This window comes from Streptomyces sp. enrichment culture, from assembly GCF_964272855.1.
GTDB lineage: Bacteria > Actinomycetota > Actinomycetes > Streptomycetales > Streptomycetaceae > Streptomyces.
In genome coordinates this window covers 6,240,019-6,256,336 of sequence record NZ_OZ186847.1, presented here as the reverse complement: position 1 = coordinate 6,256,336, position 16,318 = coordinate 6,240,019, and the positions used below count along the sequence as shown (strand labels likewise).

Below are 16,318 nucleotides of genomic sequence, written 5' to 3'. Positions count from 1 at the left end.
AGCGTCATGACACCCTGAAAGGGTGAAGAGTGAACTTCCCGGCCCCTTGCGCAACCCCGTCGGCGGTCACGTCCCCGTGGCCGGCGGTCTCAGCTCCGTAGGACTGTCGTACGCCCGCGACCTGAGGGCCGAGGCCGTGCAGGTCTTCGTCGCCAACCCGCGTGGCTGGGCCACCCCGGCCGGCAATCCGCGGCAGGACGAGGAGTTCCGGGCGGCGTGCGCTGCCGAGTCGATACCGGCGTACGTGCACGCGCCGTATCTGATCAACTTCGGCTCGCACACCGAGGCGACGGTGGAGCGGTCGGTGGAGTCGCTGCGGCACTCGCTGCGGCGCGGCCGGGAGATCGGCGCGCTCGGCGTCGTCGTGCACACCGGCAGCGCGACCGGCGGGCGGGAGCGGTCGGTGGCGCTGAAGCAGGTGCGGGAGTTCATGCTGCCGCTGCTGGACGAGCTGACCCACGACGACGACCCGTACCTGTTGCTGGAGTCGACGGCCGGCCAGGGCTTCTCGCTCTGCTCACGGACCTGGGACTTCGGGCCGTACTTCGAGGCGCTGGACGCCCACCCGAAGCTCGGCGTGTGCCTGGACACCTGCCACATCTTCGCCGCGGGGCACGACCTGACCGGCCCTGACGGCATGCATCAGACGCTGGACCTGCTGGTGGACACGGTCGGCGAGGGCCGGCTGAAACTGATCCACGCCAACGACTCCAAGGACGTGGCCGGCGCGCACAAGGACCGGCACGAGAACATCGGCGTCGGCCACATCGGCGAGGATCCGTTCCGGGCGCTGATGACGCACCCCGCGACCGAGGGCGTACCGCTGATCATCGAGACGCCGGGCGGCAAGCAGGGGCACGCTGCGGACGTGGAGCGGCTGAAGAAGCTGCGCGACGGCTGAGCCCTCCCCCGAAAAACCGAGGTCAGGGCCGGGATCAGAGCTCGGGGCCGTCCCCGGGCCCCTCCTGGTAGGAGTAGCGCTGCTCCCGCCAGGGGTCGCCGATGTTGTGGTAGCCGCGCTCCTCCCAGAAGCCGCGGCGGTCGGCGGTCATGTACTCCACGCCCCGGACCCACTTGGGTCCCTTCCAGGCGTACAGGTGCGGCACCACCAGGCGCAGCGGGAAGCCGTGCTCGGCGGTGAGCAGCTCACCGTCCTTGTGGGTGGCGAAGATCGTGCGCTCGGCGGCGAAGTCGGACAGCCGCAGATTCGAGCTGAAGCCGTACTCTGCCCACACCATCACATGGGTGACATTCCCGGCGGGCGGCGCGATCTCCAGGATGGTCCGCGCGGGGATCCCGCCCCACTCCGCGCCCAGCATGCTGAACTTCGTCACGCAGTGCAGATCGCCCATGACGGTGGTGTAGGGCAGGGCCGTGAACTCCTCGTGGGTCCAGCAGTGCTTCTCGCCGTCGGCGGTGGCCCCGAAGACCCTGAACTCCCAGCGCTCGGGCCGGAACTTGGGTACCGGGCCGTAGTGCGTGACCGGCCAGCCGCGCTGCAGTCGCTGTCCCGGCGGAAGCTCGGACCGTGCCGCTTCTCCTGTTTCGCGCTCCACCGGATGACCCATGACTCCATCCTGACAGACCCCGACCGGTGCACATGACCACGTGGGGTCCGGAAACGGGCAACCAGCACCAAGCATGCACTTACTTACTAAGTGCGCACTTACTGGACGATCTTCGATCGTCGGTGCAATCATGCGGCGCAACCTGCCAGTTCCCCCGCGTGGAAGGAGCCTCTGCGATGCAGGGCGACCCCGAGGTCCTCGAATTCCTGAACGAGCAGTTGACCGGCGAGCTGACGGCGATCAACCAGTACTGGCTGCACTACCGGATCCAGGACAACAAGGGCTGGACGAAGCTCGCCAAGTACACGCGTGAAGAATCCATCGACGAGATGAAGCACGCGGACAAGATCACCGAGCGCATCCTGATGCTGGACGGCCTGCCCAACTACCAGCGCTTGTTCCACGTGCAGGTCGGCCAGACGGTGACCGAGATGTTCCGGGCCGACCGGCAGATCGAGGTGGAGGCGATCGACCGCCTCAAGCGGGGCATCGAGGTGATGCGCACCAAGGGCGACATCACGTCCGCGAACCTCTTCGAGTCGATCCTCGAGGACGAGGAGCACCACATCGACTACCTGGACACGCAGCTGGAGCTCATCGACAAGCTCGGCGAGGCGCTCTACCTCGCGCAGCAGATCGAGCAGCCGAGCTAGGGCCCGAGAGGCAGGATCTCAGGCCGCGTCTTCCAGTCCGGCCAGCACCGGCTTGCCCTGGTCGGCCAGCTCGCGGCGCGGGCACGCGCCCCTGCCCAGGAGTGCCTGGATGCGCCGTACGCACGAACCGCAGTCCGTGCCGGCCTTGCAGGCGGAGGCTATCTGGCGGGGGGTGCAGGCGCCGTTCTCCGCGTGCTGCTTGACCTGCTGCTCGGTGACGCCGAAGCAAGAGCAGACGTACACGCGGTTCACCTCCCGCAGGGATCGATAAGTGGCGCCGTCCCCGTGATCGGTGAGGCTAACCTAACCTTACCCATCAGACAGGACCCGCAAAAGTGCGGTGGGGCGCGGATCGTATGTGATCCGCGCCCCACTTCATGGCTGGAAACAGCCGATGATCGGCGAGAACGTCACTGGTCCCGGTACATCTCCGCGACCAGGAACGCCAGGTCCAGCGACTGGCTGCGGTTGAGCCGCGGGTCGCAGGCCGTCTCGTAGCGCTGGTGCAGGTCGTCGACGAAGATCTCGTCGCCGCCGCCCACGCACTCGGTGACGTCGTCACCGGTCAGCTCCACGTGGATGCCGCCCGGGTGGGTGCCGAGTGCCTTGTGGACCTCGAAGAAGCCCTTGACCTCGTCGAGCACGTCGTCGAAGCGGCGGGTCTTGTGGCCCGAGGCCGCCTCGAAGGTGTTGCCGTGCATCGGGTCGGTCACCCAGGCCACGGTGGCACCGGAGGCGGTGACCTTCTCGACCAGCTCGGGAAGCTTGTCGCGGATCTTGTCCGCGCCCATCCGGACGATGAAGGTCAGACGGCCCGGCTCGCGCTCCGGGTCCAGGCGCTCGATGTACTGCAGCGCCTCCTCGGCCGTCGTCGTCGGGCCGAGCTTGATGCCGATCGGGTTGCGGATCTTCGAGGCGAACTCGATGTGCGCGTGGTCCAGCTGCCGGGTGCGCTCACCGATCCACACCATGTGCCCGGAGACGTCGTACAGCCGGCCGGTGCGGGAGTCCACGCGGGTCAGCGCCGACTCGTAGTCGAGCAGCAGCGCCTCGTGCGAGGCGTAGAACTCGACGGTCTTGAACTCCTCCGGGTCGGCGCCGCAGGCGTGCATGAAGTTCAGCGCGTTGTCGATCTCGCGGGCCAGCTGCTCGTAGCGCTGACCGGACGGCGACGACCTCACGAAGTCCTGGTTCCAGGCGTGCACCTGACGCAGGTCGGCGTAGCCGCCGGTGGTGAAGGCGCGCACCAGGTTCAGCGTCGAGGCGGACGCGTGGTACATCCGCTTCAGCCGCTCGGGGTCCGGGACGCGGGCCTCTTCGGTGAAGTCGAAGCCGTTGACGGAGTCGCCCCGGTAGGTCGGGAGCGTCACGCCGTCACGGGTCTCGGTCGGCTTGGAGCGCGGCTTGGAGTACTGGCCGGCGATCCGGCCGACCTTCACCACGGGCACGGACGCGGCGTACGTCAGCACGGCGCCCATCTGGAGCAGGGTCTTGAGCTTGTTGCGGATGTGATCGGCGGACACCGCGTCGAAGGCCTCGGCACAGTCGCCGCCCTGGAGGAGGAACGCCTCTCCCTTGGCGACGGCCGCCATCCGGGCACGCAGCTGGTCGCACTCGCCTGCGAAGACGAGCGGCGGATACGACTCGAGGTCCGCGATCACTGCGCGCAGAGCCTCGGCGTCGGGGTACTCGGGCTGCTGCGCCGCGGGCAGGTTTCGCCAGGTGTTGCCAGCGCTCGCGCTGGTCTTAGCGTTCACGGTCACAACCCCAACATTACGGGGTGATGTCCTTGCTTCCGGACCACGACCAGCAAGTGAGACGCAGCCGACGTGTGACGGACACGGGGTCACGTGTGACGGACATCGGGTAGGGTGCGCCGTATGTTCGCGCACTCGAACCAGAACTGGTGGTGGACCGCTTCTCCGGCGGCCCACTGACTGCGCGTACCCAAGACTTCGCGAAGGCCGCCCGAGGGGCGGCCTTCGGCGTGTCCGGCGGTCCGCTCCTCTCCTGAGACTGAGAAGGAGCACGGACCATGAACCTGCTCGGCTTGCTGGACGACCCCCGTCCGTTCGCCCTGCTGCGCCGCCGTACCCCGGGCCACGACCACGACCGCGTCGAGGTGCTGATCGGCCGCGTCGGCACCCGCGAGCGGCTCGCCGACCTGCCCGACGAGGGCCTGGCCCTGGTGCCGTTCCGGCAGATCCGCGAGCGCGGCTTCGACGTCCGCGACGACGGCACCCCGCTGCTGGTGCTGACCCCCGAGGAGTCGTACGACGTCCCGCTCGCCGAGGCGCTGGAGCAGCTGCCCGCGCACGAGGTGCGGGTCGAGGGCGGCGGCTTCGACGTCGGCGACGAGGAGTACGCGCGGATCGTCGGGCGGGTGCTGGACGAGGAGATCGGGCGTGGCGAGGGCGCGAACTTCGTGATCCGGCGGACCTACGAGGGTGAGATCCCGGGGTTCGGCCGCGCCGACGCGCTGGCGCTGTTCCGGCGGCTGCTGGCGGGCGAGCGCGGCGCGTACTGGACGTTCGTGGTGCACACCGGGGAGCGCACGCTGGTCGGCGCCAGCCCCGAGGTGCATGTGCGGATGTCCGGCGGCACCGTCGTGATGAACCCGATCAGCGGCACGTACCGCTACCCGGCACAGGGGCCGACGCCCGAGCACCTGCTCGACTTCCTCGCCGACGGCAAGGAGATCGAGGAGCTGTCGATGGTCGTCGACGAGGAACTGAAGATGATGTGCACCGTCGGCGACATGGGCGGGGTGGTCGTCGGGCCCCGGCTCAAGGAGATGGCCCATCTCGCCCACACCGAGTACGAGCTGCGGGGGCGGTCCTCGCTGGACGCGCGGGAGGTGCTGAAGGAGACCATGTTCGCGGCGACCGTCACCGGCTCGCCGGTGCAGAACGCCTGCCGGGTCATCGAACGGCACGAGGTCGGCGGGCGGCGCTACTACGCGGGCGCGCTCGCCCTGCTCGGCCGGGACTCCGGCGGGGCGCAGACCCTCGACTCCCCCATCCTGATCCGCACCGCCGACATCGACGCGGCGGGGCGGCTGCGGGTACCGGTCGGCGCCACCCTCGTGCGCGGCTCGGACCCGGTGAGCGAGGTCGCCGAGACCCATGCGAAGGCGGCCGGGGTGCTGGCCGCGCTCGGGGTCCGTCCGGGCCGGCCGCGCGAGGAGGCCGTACGGCCGCGGCTCGCCGACGATCCGCGGGTGCGGGCCGCGCTGGACGGGCGGCGTGCCTCGCTGGCGCCGTTCTGGCTGCGGATGCAGGAGCGGTCGGCCGAGCTGGACGGGCACGCGCTGGTCGTCGACGGGGAGGACACCTTCACCGCGATGCTGGCGCACGTCCTGCGGTCGAGCGGTCTCGAGGTGACCGTCCGGCGGTACGACGAGCCGGGGCTGCGGGAGGCGGTGCTCGCGCACGAGGGGCCGCTGGTGCTGGGCCCCGGGCCGGGCGATCCGGGGGACCTCGACGATCCGAAGATGCGGTTCCTGCGGGCCCTGACCGCCGAGGTCGTCCGCGGCCACCGGCACGGCGTGCTCGGCGTGTGCCTCGGGCACGAGCTGATCGCCGCCGAGCTGGGCCTGGACATCGTACGGAAGGAAGTGCCGTACCAGGGAGCGCAGACCGACATCGACCTGTTCGGGCGGCCGGAGACCGTCGGTTTCTACAACAGCTTCGTCGCGCGCTGCGACGACGAGGCGGCGGCGGAGCTGGCCGCGCACGGGGTGGAGGTGAGCCGGGCCGCGAACGGTGAGGTGCACGCCGTACGGGGTCCCGGGTTCACGGGCGTGCAGTTCCACCCGGAGTCGGTGCTGACGCTGAACGGCGCCGCCGTCGTGCGGGAGCTGGTCGGTCAGCTGCGCGGGACCAGCACGTTCTCCGAGCGGCGGCCCGCCCGGTAGTCCAGGACGTTCTTGACGGTGGTCTCGACGATCTGACCGACGGCGTCCCGCGTGTAGTAGGCCTGGTGGGAGGTGACCAGGACGTTGGGGAAGGTGACGAGGCGGGCCAGCGTGTCGTCGTCGACGGCCTCCAGGGACTTGTCGAGGAAGAACAGGCCCGCCTCCGCCTCGTAGACGTCGAGACCGACGCCGGTGAAGCGGCCCTCGCGCAGTTCGGCGACGAGGGCCGCCGTGTCGATGAGGCCGCCGCGACTGGAATTGACCAGGATCGCGTCGTCCTTCATCGACTTCAGCGCGGCCGCGTCGATCAGGTGCTGGGTCTGCGGCATCAGCGGGACGTGCAGAGTGATCAGGTCGGACTCGGCGAGCAGCTGCTCCTTGGGGACGTATGTCATGCCGAGCTGCATGCAGGCCGGGTTCTCGGCGATGTCCCAGCCGAGCAGCCGCATGCCGAAGCCGTGCGCGATCCGGGCGAAGGCCTCGCCGATCTTGCCGGTGCCGAGGACGCCGGCGGTGCGTCCGTGCAGGTCGCGGCCCATGAGTCCGTCGAGGCGGAAGTCGAAGTCGCGGGTGCGGATGGAGGCGCGGACGATCCGGCGGTTGACCGCCATGGCGAGGGTCCAGGCGAACTCGGCGACCGCGTACGGCGAGTAGTACGAGACGCGGGCGACGGTCATGCCGAGGCGTTCGGCGGCATCGAGGTCGATGTTGTTGAAGCCGGTGGAGCGCTGGGCGACCATGCGGGTCCCGCCCGCCGCCAGGATCTCCAGGACGCGCCCGCCCAGCTCGGCGTTGACGCTGGAGGAGACGATCTCGTGGCCGGCCGCGATGGGGGCGGTGTCCTCGTTGAGGAGGACGTCCAGACAGCGGACCTCGTGGTGGCCCGCGAACGCCTCCTCGATCAGCGGCTTCTCGTCGGCCTGGACGCCGAACGCCAGGATCTCCACGGGGTCCCTCCGGGGGTTTGACGGAATTTGCCGGGTTCCTGTGAATATAGACAGCTTCCTACAAGCCCCTTCTCAGACGCTCCGTCAGGGCTCGGCCCTGCTGGGGGGACGGGCGGGGCTCCGCCAGGCGGGCCAGCAGGCGGTCCAGGTGGAGATCGACGGCCGACTCGACCAGCTCCGCGTACACCTCGGCGGCGAGGCGGGCGCGGTGGCGGGCGACGGCCGCAGCGACCAGGGCGATCAGCGCGGCCGGCCACCACAGGGCGGCAAGCGGCAGATACAGCACCGCCCAGCCGCCGAGCGTGAACGCGGTGTCCAGGCGGGCGCGGGTCTCGGTGAGGGTGTCCCGGGTGGCGGAGGGCAGCAGCAGCCACAGCCGGGGCCAGACGGTGGCGAGGTCGATGCCGTACTCCTGGCGCAGCCGTACGGCGGGGGCGTGCAGCCGGTCGCCGAGCCAGGTGGGGTGGCACGGCGGGATCGGCGCGAGCGCGTTGCGGCGGGCGGCGTCCTCGGGCCGGCCGTCGGTGCGGTACGCGGTGTCGGCGGACTGCCAGGCGTCGGCACGGCGGGCGGTGCGGCGGGCCGCGAGGGCGGCGAGGGGGCGCGGCCAGGCGCCGGTGAGCGCGCGTTCGACGGGGCCGGCGAGGGCCTGGGCGAGCAGGCCGAGCCCGGCGGAGAGCGGTACGGCGGCCAGGACCAGCAGGACCGCGCGGACCGCGAGGGCGTTCTGTCCGCCAGGTTCGCCCTCGGTGAGCGAGACGAAGGCGTCCCCCAGGGCGCGCCAGTCGGACCAGCCGTGGTGGCCCAGCTCGACGGCGGCGCCGGCGACCAGCAGATAGCCGAGGCCCGGCAGCACCAGCAGCGTGAACCAGCGTTCGGCCAGCTTGCGGCCCAGCTCGGCGAGGAAGCCCGTCACCGCGGTCAGCCGTCCGCGACGAAGTCGAGCACCCGCTCGTGCACCAGGCACTCCGGTGGTCCCTGTCCGGCCCGGCGCTGCTCGACGCGTCCGCAGCTGCCGACCGGGCACAGGTACAGGCCCTCGACGGGCGGGCCGGGAGCGCCGACCGGTGTGGGGGCGTGGCGGGCGAGCAGCGGGCCGGTGACGGTGACGTCGAGGGAGCGCAGCACCTCGTCGAAGTCGGCGCCCTCGCGCAGTCGCCGCACCGCCTGTTCCAGGGCCGCGCGCCGGGGGCCGCTGAGCAGTCGCAGGGTGGCCAACTCCCGGCAGAACTCGGCGCGCAGGTCGTCGTCGGCTGGTTCCACGGGGTCGATCGTAGGACGGGTCATAGGCCTCACGCCCCGGAATGCACATGCGCGGCCCAGCTGAGCGGCCGGTCCGGGTGGCGGGCGCGCAGTCGCCGCACCGCGTGGTGCAGGGCGAGGGCGGCGGGCGGGGCGTCCCCGGGCACCCGGTTCGCCGGTGCCAGCGCCCCGTACACCTCCCGGGCCAGCTCCGCCGACGAGTCGTCGTCCACGCGCCACAGGGTGCCGATGACCTGTGAGAAACCGGCGAGTTGGAGGGATGCGGCCAGGTGCAGGGCCTCGTCGGGGAGGCGGGTGCCGCCGAGGGCGGTCTCGCAGGCCGAGAGGTAGGCGAACTCCGCGCCGGGCAGGTCGAGTCGGGAGACGTCCAGCACGGACAGCTCGCCGCCGGGGAGCAACAGGCGGCCCTGGGAGGGGTGTTCGGGGTCCTGTACGCCGTGGCAGGCGAAGTGGGCCCAGGAGTGGGTGGTGAGCGCGGACCGTATCGCGTCGGCGTGGGCGTCGGCTCCCCGGAGCAGGGTGCCGCCGACGGCGGTGTGGGCGAGGGCGGCCTCGCGCAGGGCGCCCGGGAGCGGGGCGAGGCCGTCGAGTTCGGGGACGGCGACGATCAGCGGGCGGGGCTTCGCCGCGGGGGCGCGCCGGGTGCGGGCGCGCAGCAGGGCGGCCACGCTCGGGGTGTAGGAGGACACCACCCGGTCCGGGACCTCGCCGGCCGCGTGCAGCGGCAGGAAGGACAGGGCCCCGGCCGGGCACCACCACAGCCGGGGCGGTGGTTCGCCGGGCGGCGGCGGGCCGGTGATGCCGAGGGCGTCGAGGACGGGGGCGGCGACCGTGCGCCACAGCCAGTCCAGCACGTCGGCGACGGCCTGTTCGGCGAAGGCGCGGGCGAGGCCGGAGCGGGCGGCCGCGGCGGTGGCCGTGAGGAGTGTGCCGGCGCGTTCCCGGGCCTCGGTGTCGGAGTACTCCGGCAGCGGGCGGACTTTCAGGTCCGCCGGGTCCGGGCCGTCCAGCAGCAGGGCGTATCCGCCGGGGTCGGGGCCGCCGGTGATCACGACGACCGGCCCGTGCGCGCCCGCGGCGAGCAGCCGGTCCGCGCGGGGCGGGCGCAGGAAGTCCGCGAAGCCGGGGCAGGCGCGGATGGCCTCCAGGGTCTCCTGCCATTCGCGGGCGAGCCGGTGGCGGCGGTCCGCGTCCTCCCCGGTCAGGCCGTCGCCGGTGGCGCGGTCGAGGCCGTGTCGCACCGCTTCGAGCCGGGCGGCCAGCGCGGGTTCGGCGGCGGCCAGTTCGTCGGTCTCGGTGCGCAGTTCCAGCGCCTGGGCGGCGAGCACGCCGCGGCCGGCCTCCAGCAGTTCGAGGGCGTCGGCGGGCCGGCCGGCGGCCAGGGCGGTCAGTCCGGCGAACGCGCCGGCGCGGGCGACGCGGGCGAGCATCTCCTCCTGGTCGGTCCGGTCGACGCCGCGCCAGGCGAGCAGCGGCAGGGTCTCGACGGCGCTGCGGGCCGCGGCGAGGGACCGCTCGGTGTCGCCGGTGGCGCGGGCCACGGCGGCCAGCTCCAGCGCGGCGGAGGTGCGCACCAGGGCGGACTGGGCCGGGTCGGCGGCGAGTTCGGCGTTCACGGCGAGCGCATCGTCGCGCACGGCGTCGTGGCTGCCGTCGACGCGGGCGATCTCGGTGAGCGCCCGGGACAGCGCGGCCAGGGCGCCGGCGCGCCGCTGGTCCCCGGGCGGTATCAGGCGCACGGCGGTCCGCGCGGCCGTCACGGCCCGGTCGAGGTCGGCCCGGTCGCCGCGGTGCCGGTGGCGCTCCCACAGGGCGTGGGCGTGGTTGGCGTGCAGGGCGCCGGCGCCCTGCGGCAGGCCGATGTGCGCGGTGTCCCGCAGGGCGGTCTCGAAGTGGCGTACGGCGGTGTCGGCGGCCTCGGGTGGGGCGCCGGGCCGGCGGGCGCGGGCGAGCAGGACGCCGCCGAGGGCGTTCAGGAGCTGGGCTCGCCAGTGGTGGCCGGGGGAGGTGGTGGCCAGGGCGCGCTCCACCAGTTCCTGGGCGTGGTCGAGTCCGGCGGCGCCCTCGGACTCGCGGGCGTACTCGACGAGCAGGCCGACCAGGGTGCCGAGGACGACGGGGTACTCCGCGCCGAACTCGGGTGTCGACCGGGCCAGTCGCTCGGCCGCGGTGACGGCCTCGCGGAGCGAGGAGAGGTGCCGGACGCGGGTGTACCGCTCGCTCAGCGCCATGACGAGGCTGGCGGGCAGCTGAGCGGGTACGTCGGCGTCCGGCGGCAGGAGGGCGAATCCCGCACGGCAGCAGTCGACGGCCTCGTCGAGCAGGGCGAGGTCGGAGGTGTCCCGGTACCGGGCGATCAGGACCTCCGACAGCCGGCCGAGGGCGTCGACGCGGCGGGCGGCGGTGCCGGCCAGGTCGACGGCGCGGCGGGCGGCGGCCTCGGCGGGCCCGAGATCGCTCGTCGCGGACAGCTCGCGCCGGGCGAGCAGCAGGGCCACGAGGCTGGTGAGGACGCTGCTGTCGTCGGCGTGGGCGGCGCCCGGCGCGGTCAGCCGGCCCACGGTGGCGAGGGCGCGCGCGACGACCTCCGGGTCGCCGTGCGCGCGGTACTCGTGCAGCGCGGCGGCCGTGTAGGACGTCACGGCCTCGGGGTCGGGGCGGTCGCCGGTCAGTCCCTCGGCCATCAGCTCCAGGGCGCGTCGCCGGTCCGCCGGGTCGCCGCGCAGCTGGTAGCGGTACTGGTGGTGGCGGCCGAGGTCGGCGGCGTACCGGGCGGGTTCCTCCCGGTACAGCTCGGTGTAGGCCTCGACGGCCTGGTCGAGGATCTCCGGGTCGCGGCGGCGGGCGAAACGCTGGGCGAGCACACCGGCGTAGATCGGCCGGTCGTTGCCTTGGAAGAGGTGGTGGTGGGGGTTGCCGCGCATGTCGCGCATCAGCGCCAGGGCCTCGTCGACGACGGTGACGTCCCTGTGCTCGTGGGCGGTGGCGTCGAGCAGGATGCCCACGGTCCCCGCGGCCTGGACCAGCCACTCGCGGCTCGTCGGGTCCAGCGCGGCGAGCGCGGCGCGGGCCAGGTCGGGGGCGTCCTCGGCGAGGGAGGGGTCCCCCAGCCGTCCGGCGCGGGCGGACAGGAGGGTGGCGAGGTGGGCGGCGCGTTCGGGCGCGGTCGCCGGTGTGGCGGCCTGGTGGGCGGCGCGGGCGTGGCGGATCGCGGCGTCCTGGTCGGCGGGGTCGGCGTCCCGCGCGAAGCGCTGCGCCGCGAGGTGTGCCACGAGGTGGTGGACGTCGCCGTGGGCGGCGGGATGGGGGGCGGGGCCGTTCAGGGCGCGGACGGCGCAGATCAGGGCGGCGTCCAGGCACCAGGGGCGCAGCCAGTCCGGGGTCTGCTCGGCTCGGGCCCGGGCCGCGAGTCCGGCGGCGAGGCCCCCGACGGCGAGGGCCGCGGCGGCGTCGACCTCCGCCGCCGGGTCGACGAGGGCGCGCAGGGCCGGGGGAACGGCGACGGGGTGGGCCCGGTACAGCACGGCGGTGGTGAGGAGGACGACCGCGTGTTCCGGCGCGTCCTCCCCGCCGTCGGCGGCCGCCCTGGCCGCCGCCGTGGACAGCGCCGCCAGCGAGCGGGCCTCGGCGGGCGGCGGGGGCGGCGGCGGCTCGCCGTCGCGTAACGCGGGCCAGACGCCGCGCAGCGTCTCGCGGTGCCCTTCCAGCAGGGCGCGCAGGCCCAGCGTCCGCCACCGTCCCCCCATGACTCCCCCGCCCCTCGGCTCGCTCAGCTCCCGTGACGCTCCGTCAACCGAAGAACACCCCGACCTCGTCGTAGAGTTCCGGGTTCACCCTTTTGAGTTGCGCGGTCGCCTCGGCGAGGGGCACGCGGACGATGTCCGTGCCGCGCAGGGCGACCATCGTGCCGAAGTCGCCGTCGCGGACGCAGTCGATGGCGTGCAGGCCGAAGCGGGTGGCGAGCCAGCGGTCGAAGGCGCTGGGGGTGCCGCCGCGCTGGACGTGTCCGAGGACCGTGGTGCGGGCCTCCTTGCCGGTGCGCCGCTCGATCTCCTTGGCCAGCCACTCCCCGACGCCGGACAGCCGGACGTGCCCGAAGGAGTCCAGCGACCGGTCCTTGAGGACCATGTCGCCGTCCTTCGGCATCGCGCCCTCGGCGACGACGACGATCGGCGCGTACGACGCCTTGAACCGGGAGGTCACCCAGGCGCACACCTGGTCGACGTCGAAGCGCTGCTCGGGGATGAGGATGACGTTGGCGCCGCCGGCCAGACCGGAGTGCAGGGCGATCCAGCCGGTGTGGCGGCCCATCACCTCCACCACCAGGACCCGCATATGGGACTCGGCGGTGGTGTGCAGCCGGTCGATGGCCTCGGTGGCGATGCCGACGGCGGTGTCGAAGCCGAAGGTGTAGTCGGTGGCCGACAGGTCGTTGTCTATCGTCTTGGGCACGCCGACGCAGGGCAGCCCGTACGTGTCGGACAGCCGGGCGGCGACGCCGAGGGTGTCCTCGCCGCCGATCACGATCAGCGCGTCGACGTCGTGCTTGGCCAGGTTCTCGCGGATCCTGCGGACGCCGTTGTCGTCGTTGAGGGGGTTGGTGCGCGAGGAGCCGAGGATCGTGCCGCCGCGCGGGAGGATGCCGCGCACGGCCGGGATGTCCAGGCGCGTGACGTCCCCCTCCAGGGGGCCGCGCCAGCCGTCCCGGAAGCCGGTGAAGTCGTAGCCGTACTCCTGCGCGCCCTTGCGGACGATGCCCCGGATGACGGCGTTGAGCCCGGGGCAGTCGCCGCCTCCGGTCAGTACTCCGACCCGCATGGAAAGTCCCTTCGCCGGGTTGCCGTGAGCCGTGCCGTGCGTGTGACGGTGTGCCGTACGAGCAGGCTAGGGGTGACCCAGGTCACTTCGGCAGGGTCCGGAGGGGCGGTTCCGGTGCGGAGTCAGCCGGTCGGCCGAACCCCGGCCGGGCGGCGCTACTCCTCGTCGAGGCCGCGCTCTATCGCGTACCGCACCAGCTCCACCCGGTTGTGCAGCTGGAGCTTGCCGAGGGTGTTCTGGACGTGGTTCTGCACCGTGCGGTGCGAGATGACCAGGCGTTCGGCGATCTGCTTGTAGCTCAGGCCCTTGGCGACCAGGCGCAGCACCTCGGTCTCCCGGTCGGTGAGCCGGGGCGCCCCCGGCTGGTCGGTGTCGGCGGCGGGCGCGGGCTCGGAGGCCAGCCGCCGGTACTCGCCGAGGACCAGGCCCGCGAGGCCCGGGGTGAAGACGGGGTCGCCGACGGCCGTACGGCGCACCGCGTCCAGCAGTTCCTCGGTGGACGCCGACTTCAGCAGGTAGCCGGTCGCGCCGGACTTCACCGCCTCCAGGACGTCGGCGTGCTCACCGCTCGCGGACAGCACCAGGACGCGCAGCGCGGGGTCGGCGGCGACGACCTCCTTGCAGACCTGGACGCCGGGCTTGAGGGGCAGGTTGAGGTCGAGGACCAGCACGTCGGGCGCGGCGGCCTTGGCGCGGCGCACCGCCTGTTCGCCGTCGCCCGCGGTGGCGACCACGTCGAAGCCGTGCTCGGTGAGGTCGCGGGCGACGGCGTCGCGCCACATGGGGTGGTCGTCGACCACCATGACCTTGATCGTGGTCGTCGTCGTGGTCTGCTCGCTCATCGCTTCCCCCGTGCCGTCCGTTCGCTCTTCTCGCTCTTCGGGACCTTCAGTTCCACCTCGGTGCCCTGTCCGGGCGTGGAGAACAGCTCGGCGCTGCCGCCCAGGTCGCGCAGCCGCCCCCGGATGGACAGGGCCACCCCCATCCGCCCCTCGCCCTCGGCCTGCGCGAGGCGCCCCTCGGGGATGCCGGGTCCGTCGTCCCGTACGGACACGATCACCTCGTCGGGCTCGTCCTCGATGAGGATCCACGCGCGCGCCTGCGCGCCCGCGTGCCGCTCGACATTGTCCAGGGCGGCGCCGACGGCCGCGGCCAGTTCCCGGGCGGCGTCCGCCGGCAGGGTGACGGGCGCGCCGGGCTCGGCGACGCTGACCCGGGCCCCGGCGTACGGCATGAGCAGCCCCCGCAGGTCGACGGGACCGTCGCCGCCGTCCGGCTCCTCCACGACCCGTACGACCGCGCCCTGGGCGGCGTCCTCGGAGACCCGGGAGACCGGCACCATCCCGCCGGAGACCAGGGTGCGCAGCGCCACCTCCTGCTCGCCGGCCAGCCGGCCCAGCTCGGCCGCCTCGCCGCCGAGGGCGGCGCCGCGGCGCTTCACCATGGCCAGCACCTGGAGCACGCTGTCGTGGATGTCCCGGGCGAGCCGCTCCCGCTCCCGGGTGGCGGCCTCGATCTCCAGGGCGCGGGCGAGGGTGCGCTCGGAGGCGCGGGCGACCTCGACGACGTAGCCGATGGCGATGGAGGCGACCCAGACCAGGATGACGTTGTGGACGGTGTCGCGGGCCGGGGTGCCGCGTTCGACCAGGTTGGCGACCGCGACCGCGGTGGAGGCGAGGGCCGCCCAGCGCCAGCCGCCCTTGAGGGCGAAGGCCAGCACGGAACCGGCGGTCCATATGGACGGCAGGGTCGGGCCGCCCCCGAGGATGCGGTCGTGGTCGTCGGCGACGAGGGTGAGCAGGATGCCCCCGACGGCGATGGTGAGGTCGACGGCGAGGAAGCGCCTGGTGCAGCCGGCCTCGCTCGCGACCTTGGGCAGGGTCGCCAGGGTCCATACGGCGAGGAGGGCGTAGAAGGCGACGGCGATCCAGGGGCGGGCGAACTCGTCGTACGCGGTGACGAAGAGGCCGATCGCGTACATCATGGTCAGCACCCGGTAGGCGGCGAGCGCACGCCACAGCGGCTGCTCGACCGACATCCTCATGACTTTCTCGCGCCTGGCCATGTCCCCCACCCCCGCCCTGGACCGACGCGTCCAGGGCCCGGACCGTTCCCGGTCCGCTCCGGCAATCCGGTGATCCGGTACTGCGCCGCGTGCCTAGGGGGTGTCTCGCCGATCATGCCGGGCTGATCCGGCATGATCGACGAGACACCCCCTAGTCCGCCTGCTCCCGGTGCGTCTTCTCCTTCTCGGCCTGTTCCTTCTCGGCCTGCGCGAGCGCGGCCTTGGCCGCCTTCGCCGCTTCCTTCTCGGCCTTGGCCGCGTCCGCGATCTGCCGCTTGGCGGCGGTCGCGTACATGTCGACGTACTCCTGGCCGGAGAGCTTCATGATCTCGTACATGACCTCGTCGGTCACCGCGCGGAGCACGAACCGGTCGTGCTCCATGCCCTGGTAGCGGCTGAAGTCCAGGGGCTTGCCGATGCGGATGCCGGGGCGCATCACCTTGGGGACGACCTTGCCGGGCGGCTGGATCTTCTCGGTGTCGATCATGGCGACCGGGATGACGGGCGCGCCGGTGGCCAGCGCCACGCGCGCGAGGCCGCCGGGCTTGCCCCGGTAGAGGCGGCCGTCCGGCGAACGGGTGCCCTCGGGGTAGATCCCGAACAGCTCACCCCGCTCGATCACCTCGATGCCGCTCTTCACGGCGGCCTCGCCCGCGCCGCGCGCGCCGGAGCGGTCCACCGGCAGCTGGCCCACGCCCTTGAAGAACGCGGCGGTCAGCCGGCCCTTGACGCCCGGGGTGGTGAAGTACTCCGCCTTCGCGATGAAGGTGACCTTGCGGTCGAGCACCGCAGGCAGGAAGAAGGAGTCCGAGAAGGACAGGTGATTGCTCGCGAGGATCGCGGGGCCCTCGGCGGGAACGTTCTCCAGGCCCTCCACCCAGGGCCTGAAGACGAGCTTCAGCGAACCCCCGACGGTGACCTTCATCGCGCCGTAAAACAACCGAGTGCCTCCTGTGTCTGTAGATCAGACCTTAACCCGGAGGCCGGGCAAAGCGACCGACGGCCCTGGTCGGTGTCAGTGCGGTCGCGTACGGTGAAGCATCACCTGGACTCGTTTCACGCCCCTTGGGATGAAACCCCCGAGATGA

The 16,318-nt window shown here is 72.7% G+C and carries 15 protein-coding genes; 4 read left to right on the top strand and 11 right to left on the bottom strand.

What is annotated here, in order from left to right:
- The first annotated feature begins 22 nt into the window (after nucleotides 1-22).
- Complete coding sequence (locus tag ACSU6L_RS27650; RefSeq protein ID WP_437061067.1) at nucleotides 23-901, top strand: deoxyribonuclease IV; 879 nt, start codon at nucleotides 23-25, stop codon at nucleotides 899-901.
- A gap of 34 nt (nucleotides 902-935) precedes the next feature.
- Here ACSU6L_RS27650 and ACSU6L_RS27645 read toward each other — a convergent pair whose 3' ends face one another.
- Nucleotides 936-1,568, bottom strand: a complete 633-nt coding sequence (locus ACSU6L_RS27645; RefSeq protein WP_437061065.1) for a sulfite oxidase-like oxidoreductase — start codon at nucleotides 1,566-1,568, stop codon at nucleotides 936-938.
- Nucleotides 1,569-1,744: 176 nt separating this feature from the next.
- Here ACSU6L_RS27645 and bfr point away from each other — a divergent pair, with 176 nt between their 5' ends.
- A complete protein-coding gene (gene bfr, locus ACSU6L_RS27640; protein ID WP_437061063.1) occupies nucleotides 1,745-2,221 on the top strand; it encodes a bacterioferritin in 477 nt (158 codons plus the stop codon).
- Between the two features lie 18 nt (nucleotides 2,222-2,239).
- On the opposite strand, the gene ACSU6L_RS27635 is transcribed toward bfr, so the two are convergent.
- Nucleotides 2,240-2,464 (bottom strand): (2Fe-2S)-binding protein, encoded by a 225-nt coding sequence (locus tag ACSU6L_RS27635; protein WP_198948571.1) that lies wholly within the window; start codon nucleotides 2,462-2,464, stop codon nucleotides 2,240-2,242.
- A gap of 167 nt (nucleotides 2,465-2,631) precedes the next feature.
- A complete protein-coding gene (locus ACSU6L_RS27630; RefSeq protein ID WP_437061061.1) occupies nucleotides 2,632-3,984 on the bottom strand; it encodes a class II 3-deoxy-7-phosphoheptulonate synthase in 1,353 nt (450 codons plus the stop codon).
- Between the two features lie 117 nt (nucleotides 3,985-4,101).
- On the opposite strand from ACSU6L_RS27630, the gene ACSU6L_RS27625 reads away from it, so the two are divergent.
- Both ACSU6L_RS27625 and ACSU6L_RS27620 read left to right on the top strand, forming a co-directional pair.
- A complete protein-coding gene (locus tag ACSU6L_RS27625; protein WP_073943045.1) occupies nucleotides 4,102-4,158 on the top strand; it encodes a trp operon leader peptide in 57 nt (18 codons plus the stop codon).
- Nucleotides 4,159-4,256: 98 nt separating this feature from the next.
- On the top strand, nucleotides 4,257-6,137 hold the full coding sequence (locus ACSU6L_RS27620; RefSeq protein WP_437061059.1) for an anthranilate synthase family protein: 1,881 nt from the start codon (nucleotides 4,257-4,259) through the stop codon (nucleotides 6,135-6,137).
- Here the strand turns inward: ACSU6L_RS27620 and ACSU6L_RS27615 are convergent.
- From ACSU6L_RS27615 to ACSU6L_RS27580, 8 genes are all read right to left on the bottom strand, one after another.
- Entirely contained in the window at nucleotides 6,089-7,084 is a 996-nt protein-coding gene (locus ACSU6L_RS27615; protein WP_437061057.1) for a 2-hydroxyacid dehydrogenase, read from the bottom strand. The two genes, ACSU6L_RS27620 and ACSU6L_RS27615, sit on opposite strands and share 49 nt — an antisense overlap.
- 58 nt (nucleotides 7,085-7,142) lie before the next feature.
- Nucleotides 7,143-8,000 carry a hypothetical protein gene (locus ACSU6L_RS27610; protein ID WP_437061055.1) on the bottom strand — a complete coding sequence of 286 codons (858 nt, stop codon included), beginning with the start codon at nucleotides 7,998-8,000 and terminating at the stop codon, nucleotides 7,143-7,145.
- Nucleotides 8,001-8,005: 5 nt separating this feature from the next.
- Nucleotides 8,006-8,347 (bottom strand): hypothetical protein, encoded by a 342-nt coding sequence (locus ACSU6L_RS27605; protein ID WP_073942885.1) that lies wholly within the window; start codon nucleotides 8,345-8,347, stop codon nucleotides 8,006-8,008.
- A 29-nt stretch (nucleotides 8,348-8,376) separates the two neighbouring features.
- Nucleotides 8,377-12,093: a CHAT domain-containing protein gene (locus ACSU6L_RS27600; protein ID WP_437061052.1), complete on the bottom strand. Its 3,717-nt coding sequence runs from the start codon at nucleotides 12,091-12,093 to the stop codon at nucleotides 8,377-8,379.
- A 43-nt stretch (nucleotides 12,094-12,136) separates the two neighbouring features.
- Entirely contained in the window at nucleotides 12,137-13,165 is a 1,029-nt protein-coding gene (locus ACSU6L_RS27595; RefSeq protein WP_437061050.1) for a 6-phosphofructokinase, read from the bottom strand.
- Nucleotides 13,166-13,320: 155 nt separating this feature from the next.
- The gene (locus ACSU6L_RS27590) at nucleotides 13,321-14,007 is read right to left on the bottom strand and encodes a response regulator (protein ID WP_073942888.1); all 687 of its coding nucleotides are present in this window, start codon (nucleotides 14,005-14,007) and stop codon (nucleotides 13,321-13,323) included.
- Nucleotides 14,004-15,230 carry a MacS family sensor histidine kinase gene (gene macS / locus ACSU6L_RS27585; protein ID WP_437061048.1) on the bottom strand — a complete coding sequence of 409 codons (1,227 nt, stop codon included), beginning with the start codon at nucleotides 15,228-15,230 and terminating at the stop codon, nucleotides 14,004-14,006. The genes ACSU6L_RS27590 and macS overlap by 4 nt, the downstream gene beginning before the upstream one ends.
- A 151-nt stretch (nucleotides 15,231-15,381) precedes the next feature.
- On the bottom strand, nucleotides 15,382-16,155 hold the full coding sequence (locus tag ACSU6L_RS27580; protein ID WP_073942890.1) for a lysophospholipid acyltransferase family protein: 774 nt from the start codon (nucleotides 16,153-16,155) through the stop codon (nucleotides 15,382-15,384).
- Nucleotides 16,156-16,318: the final 163 nt, after the last annotated feature.

Coding starts and splice junctions, on each gene's coding strand:
- bfr (WP_437061063.1), top strand. CDS start 1,745: ATGCAGGGCGACCCCGAGGTCCTCGAATTCCTGAACGAGCAGTTGACC.
- ACSU6L_RS27600 (WP_437061052.1), bottom strand. CDS start 12,093: ATGGGGGGACGGTGGCGGACGCTGGGCCTGCGCGCCCTGCTGGAAGGG.
- ACSU6L_RS27595 (WP_437061050.1), bottom strand. CDS start 13,165: ATGCGGGTCGGAGTACTGACCGGAGGCGGCGACTGCCCCGGGCTCAAC.
- ACSU6L_RS27620 (WP_437061059.1), top strand. CDS start 4,257: ATGAACCTGCTCGGCTTGCTGGACGACCCCCGTCCGTTCGCCCTGCTG.
- ACSU6L_RS27590 (WP_073942888.1), bottom strand. CDS start 14,007: ATGAGCGAGCAGACCACGACGACGACCACGATCAAGGTCATGGTGGTC.
- ACSU6L_RS27580 (WP_073942890.1), bottom strand. CDS start 16,155: ATGAAGGTCACCGTCGGGGGTTCGCTGAAGCTCGTCTTCAGGCCCTGG.
- macS (WP_437061048.1), bottom strand. CDS start 15,230: ATGGCCAGGCGCGAGAAAGTCATGAGGATGTCGGTCGAGCAGCCGCTG.
- ACSU6L_RS27645 (WP_437061065.1), bottom strand. CDS start 1,568: ATGGGTCATCCGGTGGAGCGCGAAACAGGAGAAGCGGCACGGTCCGAG.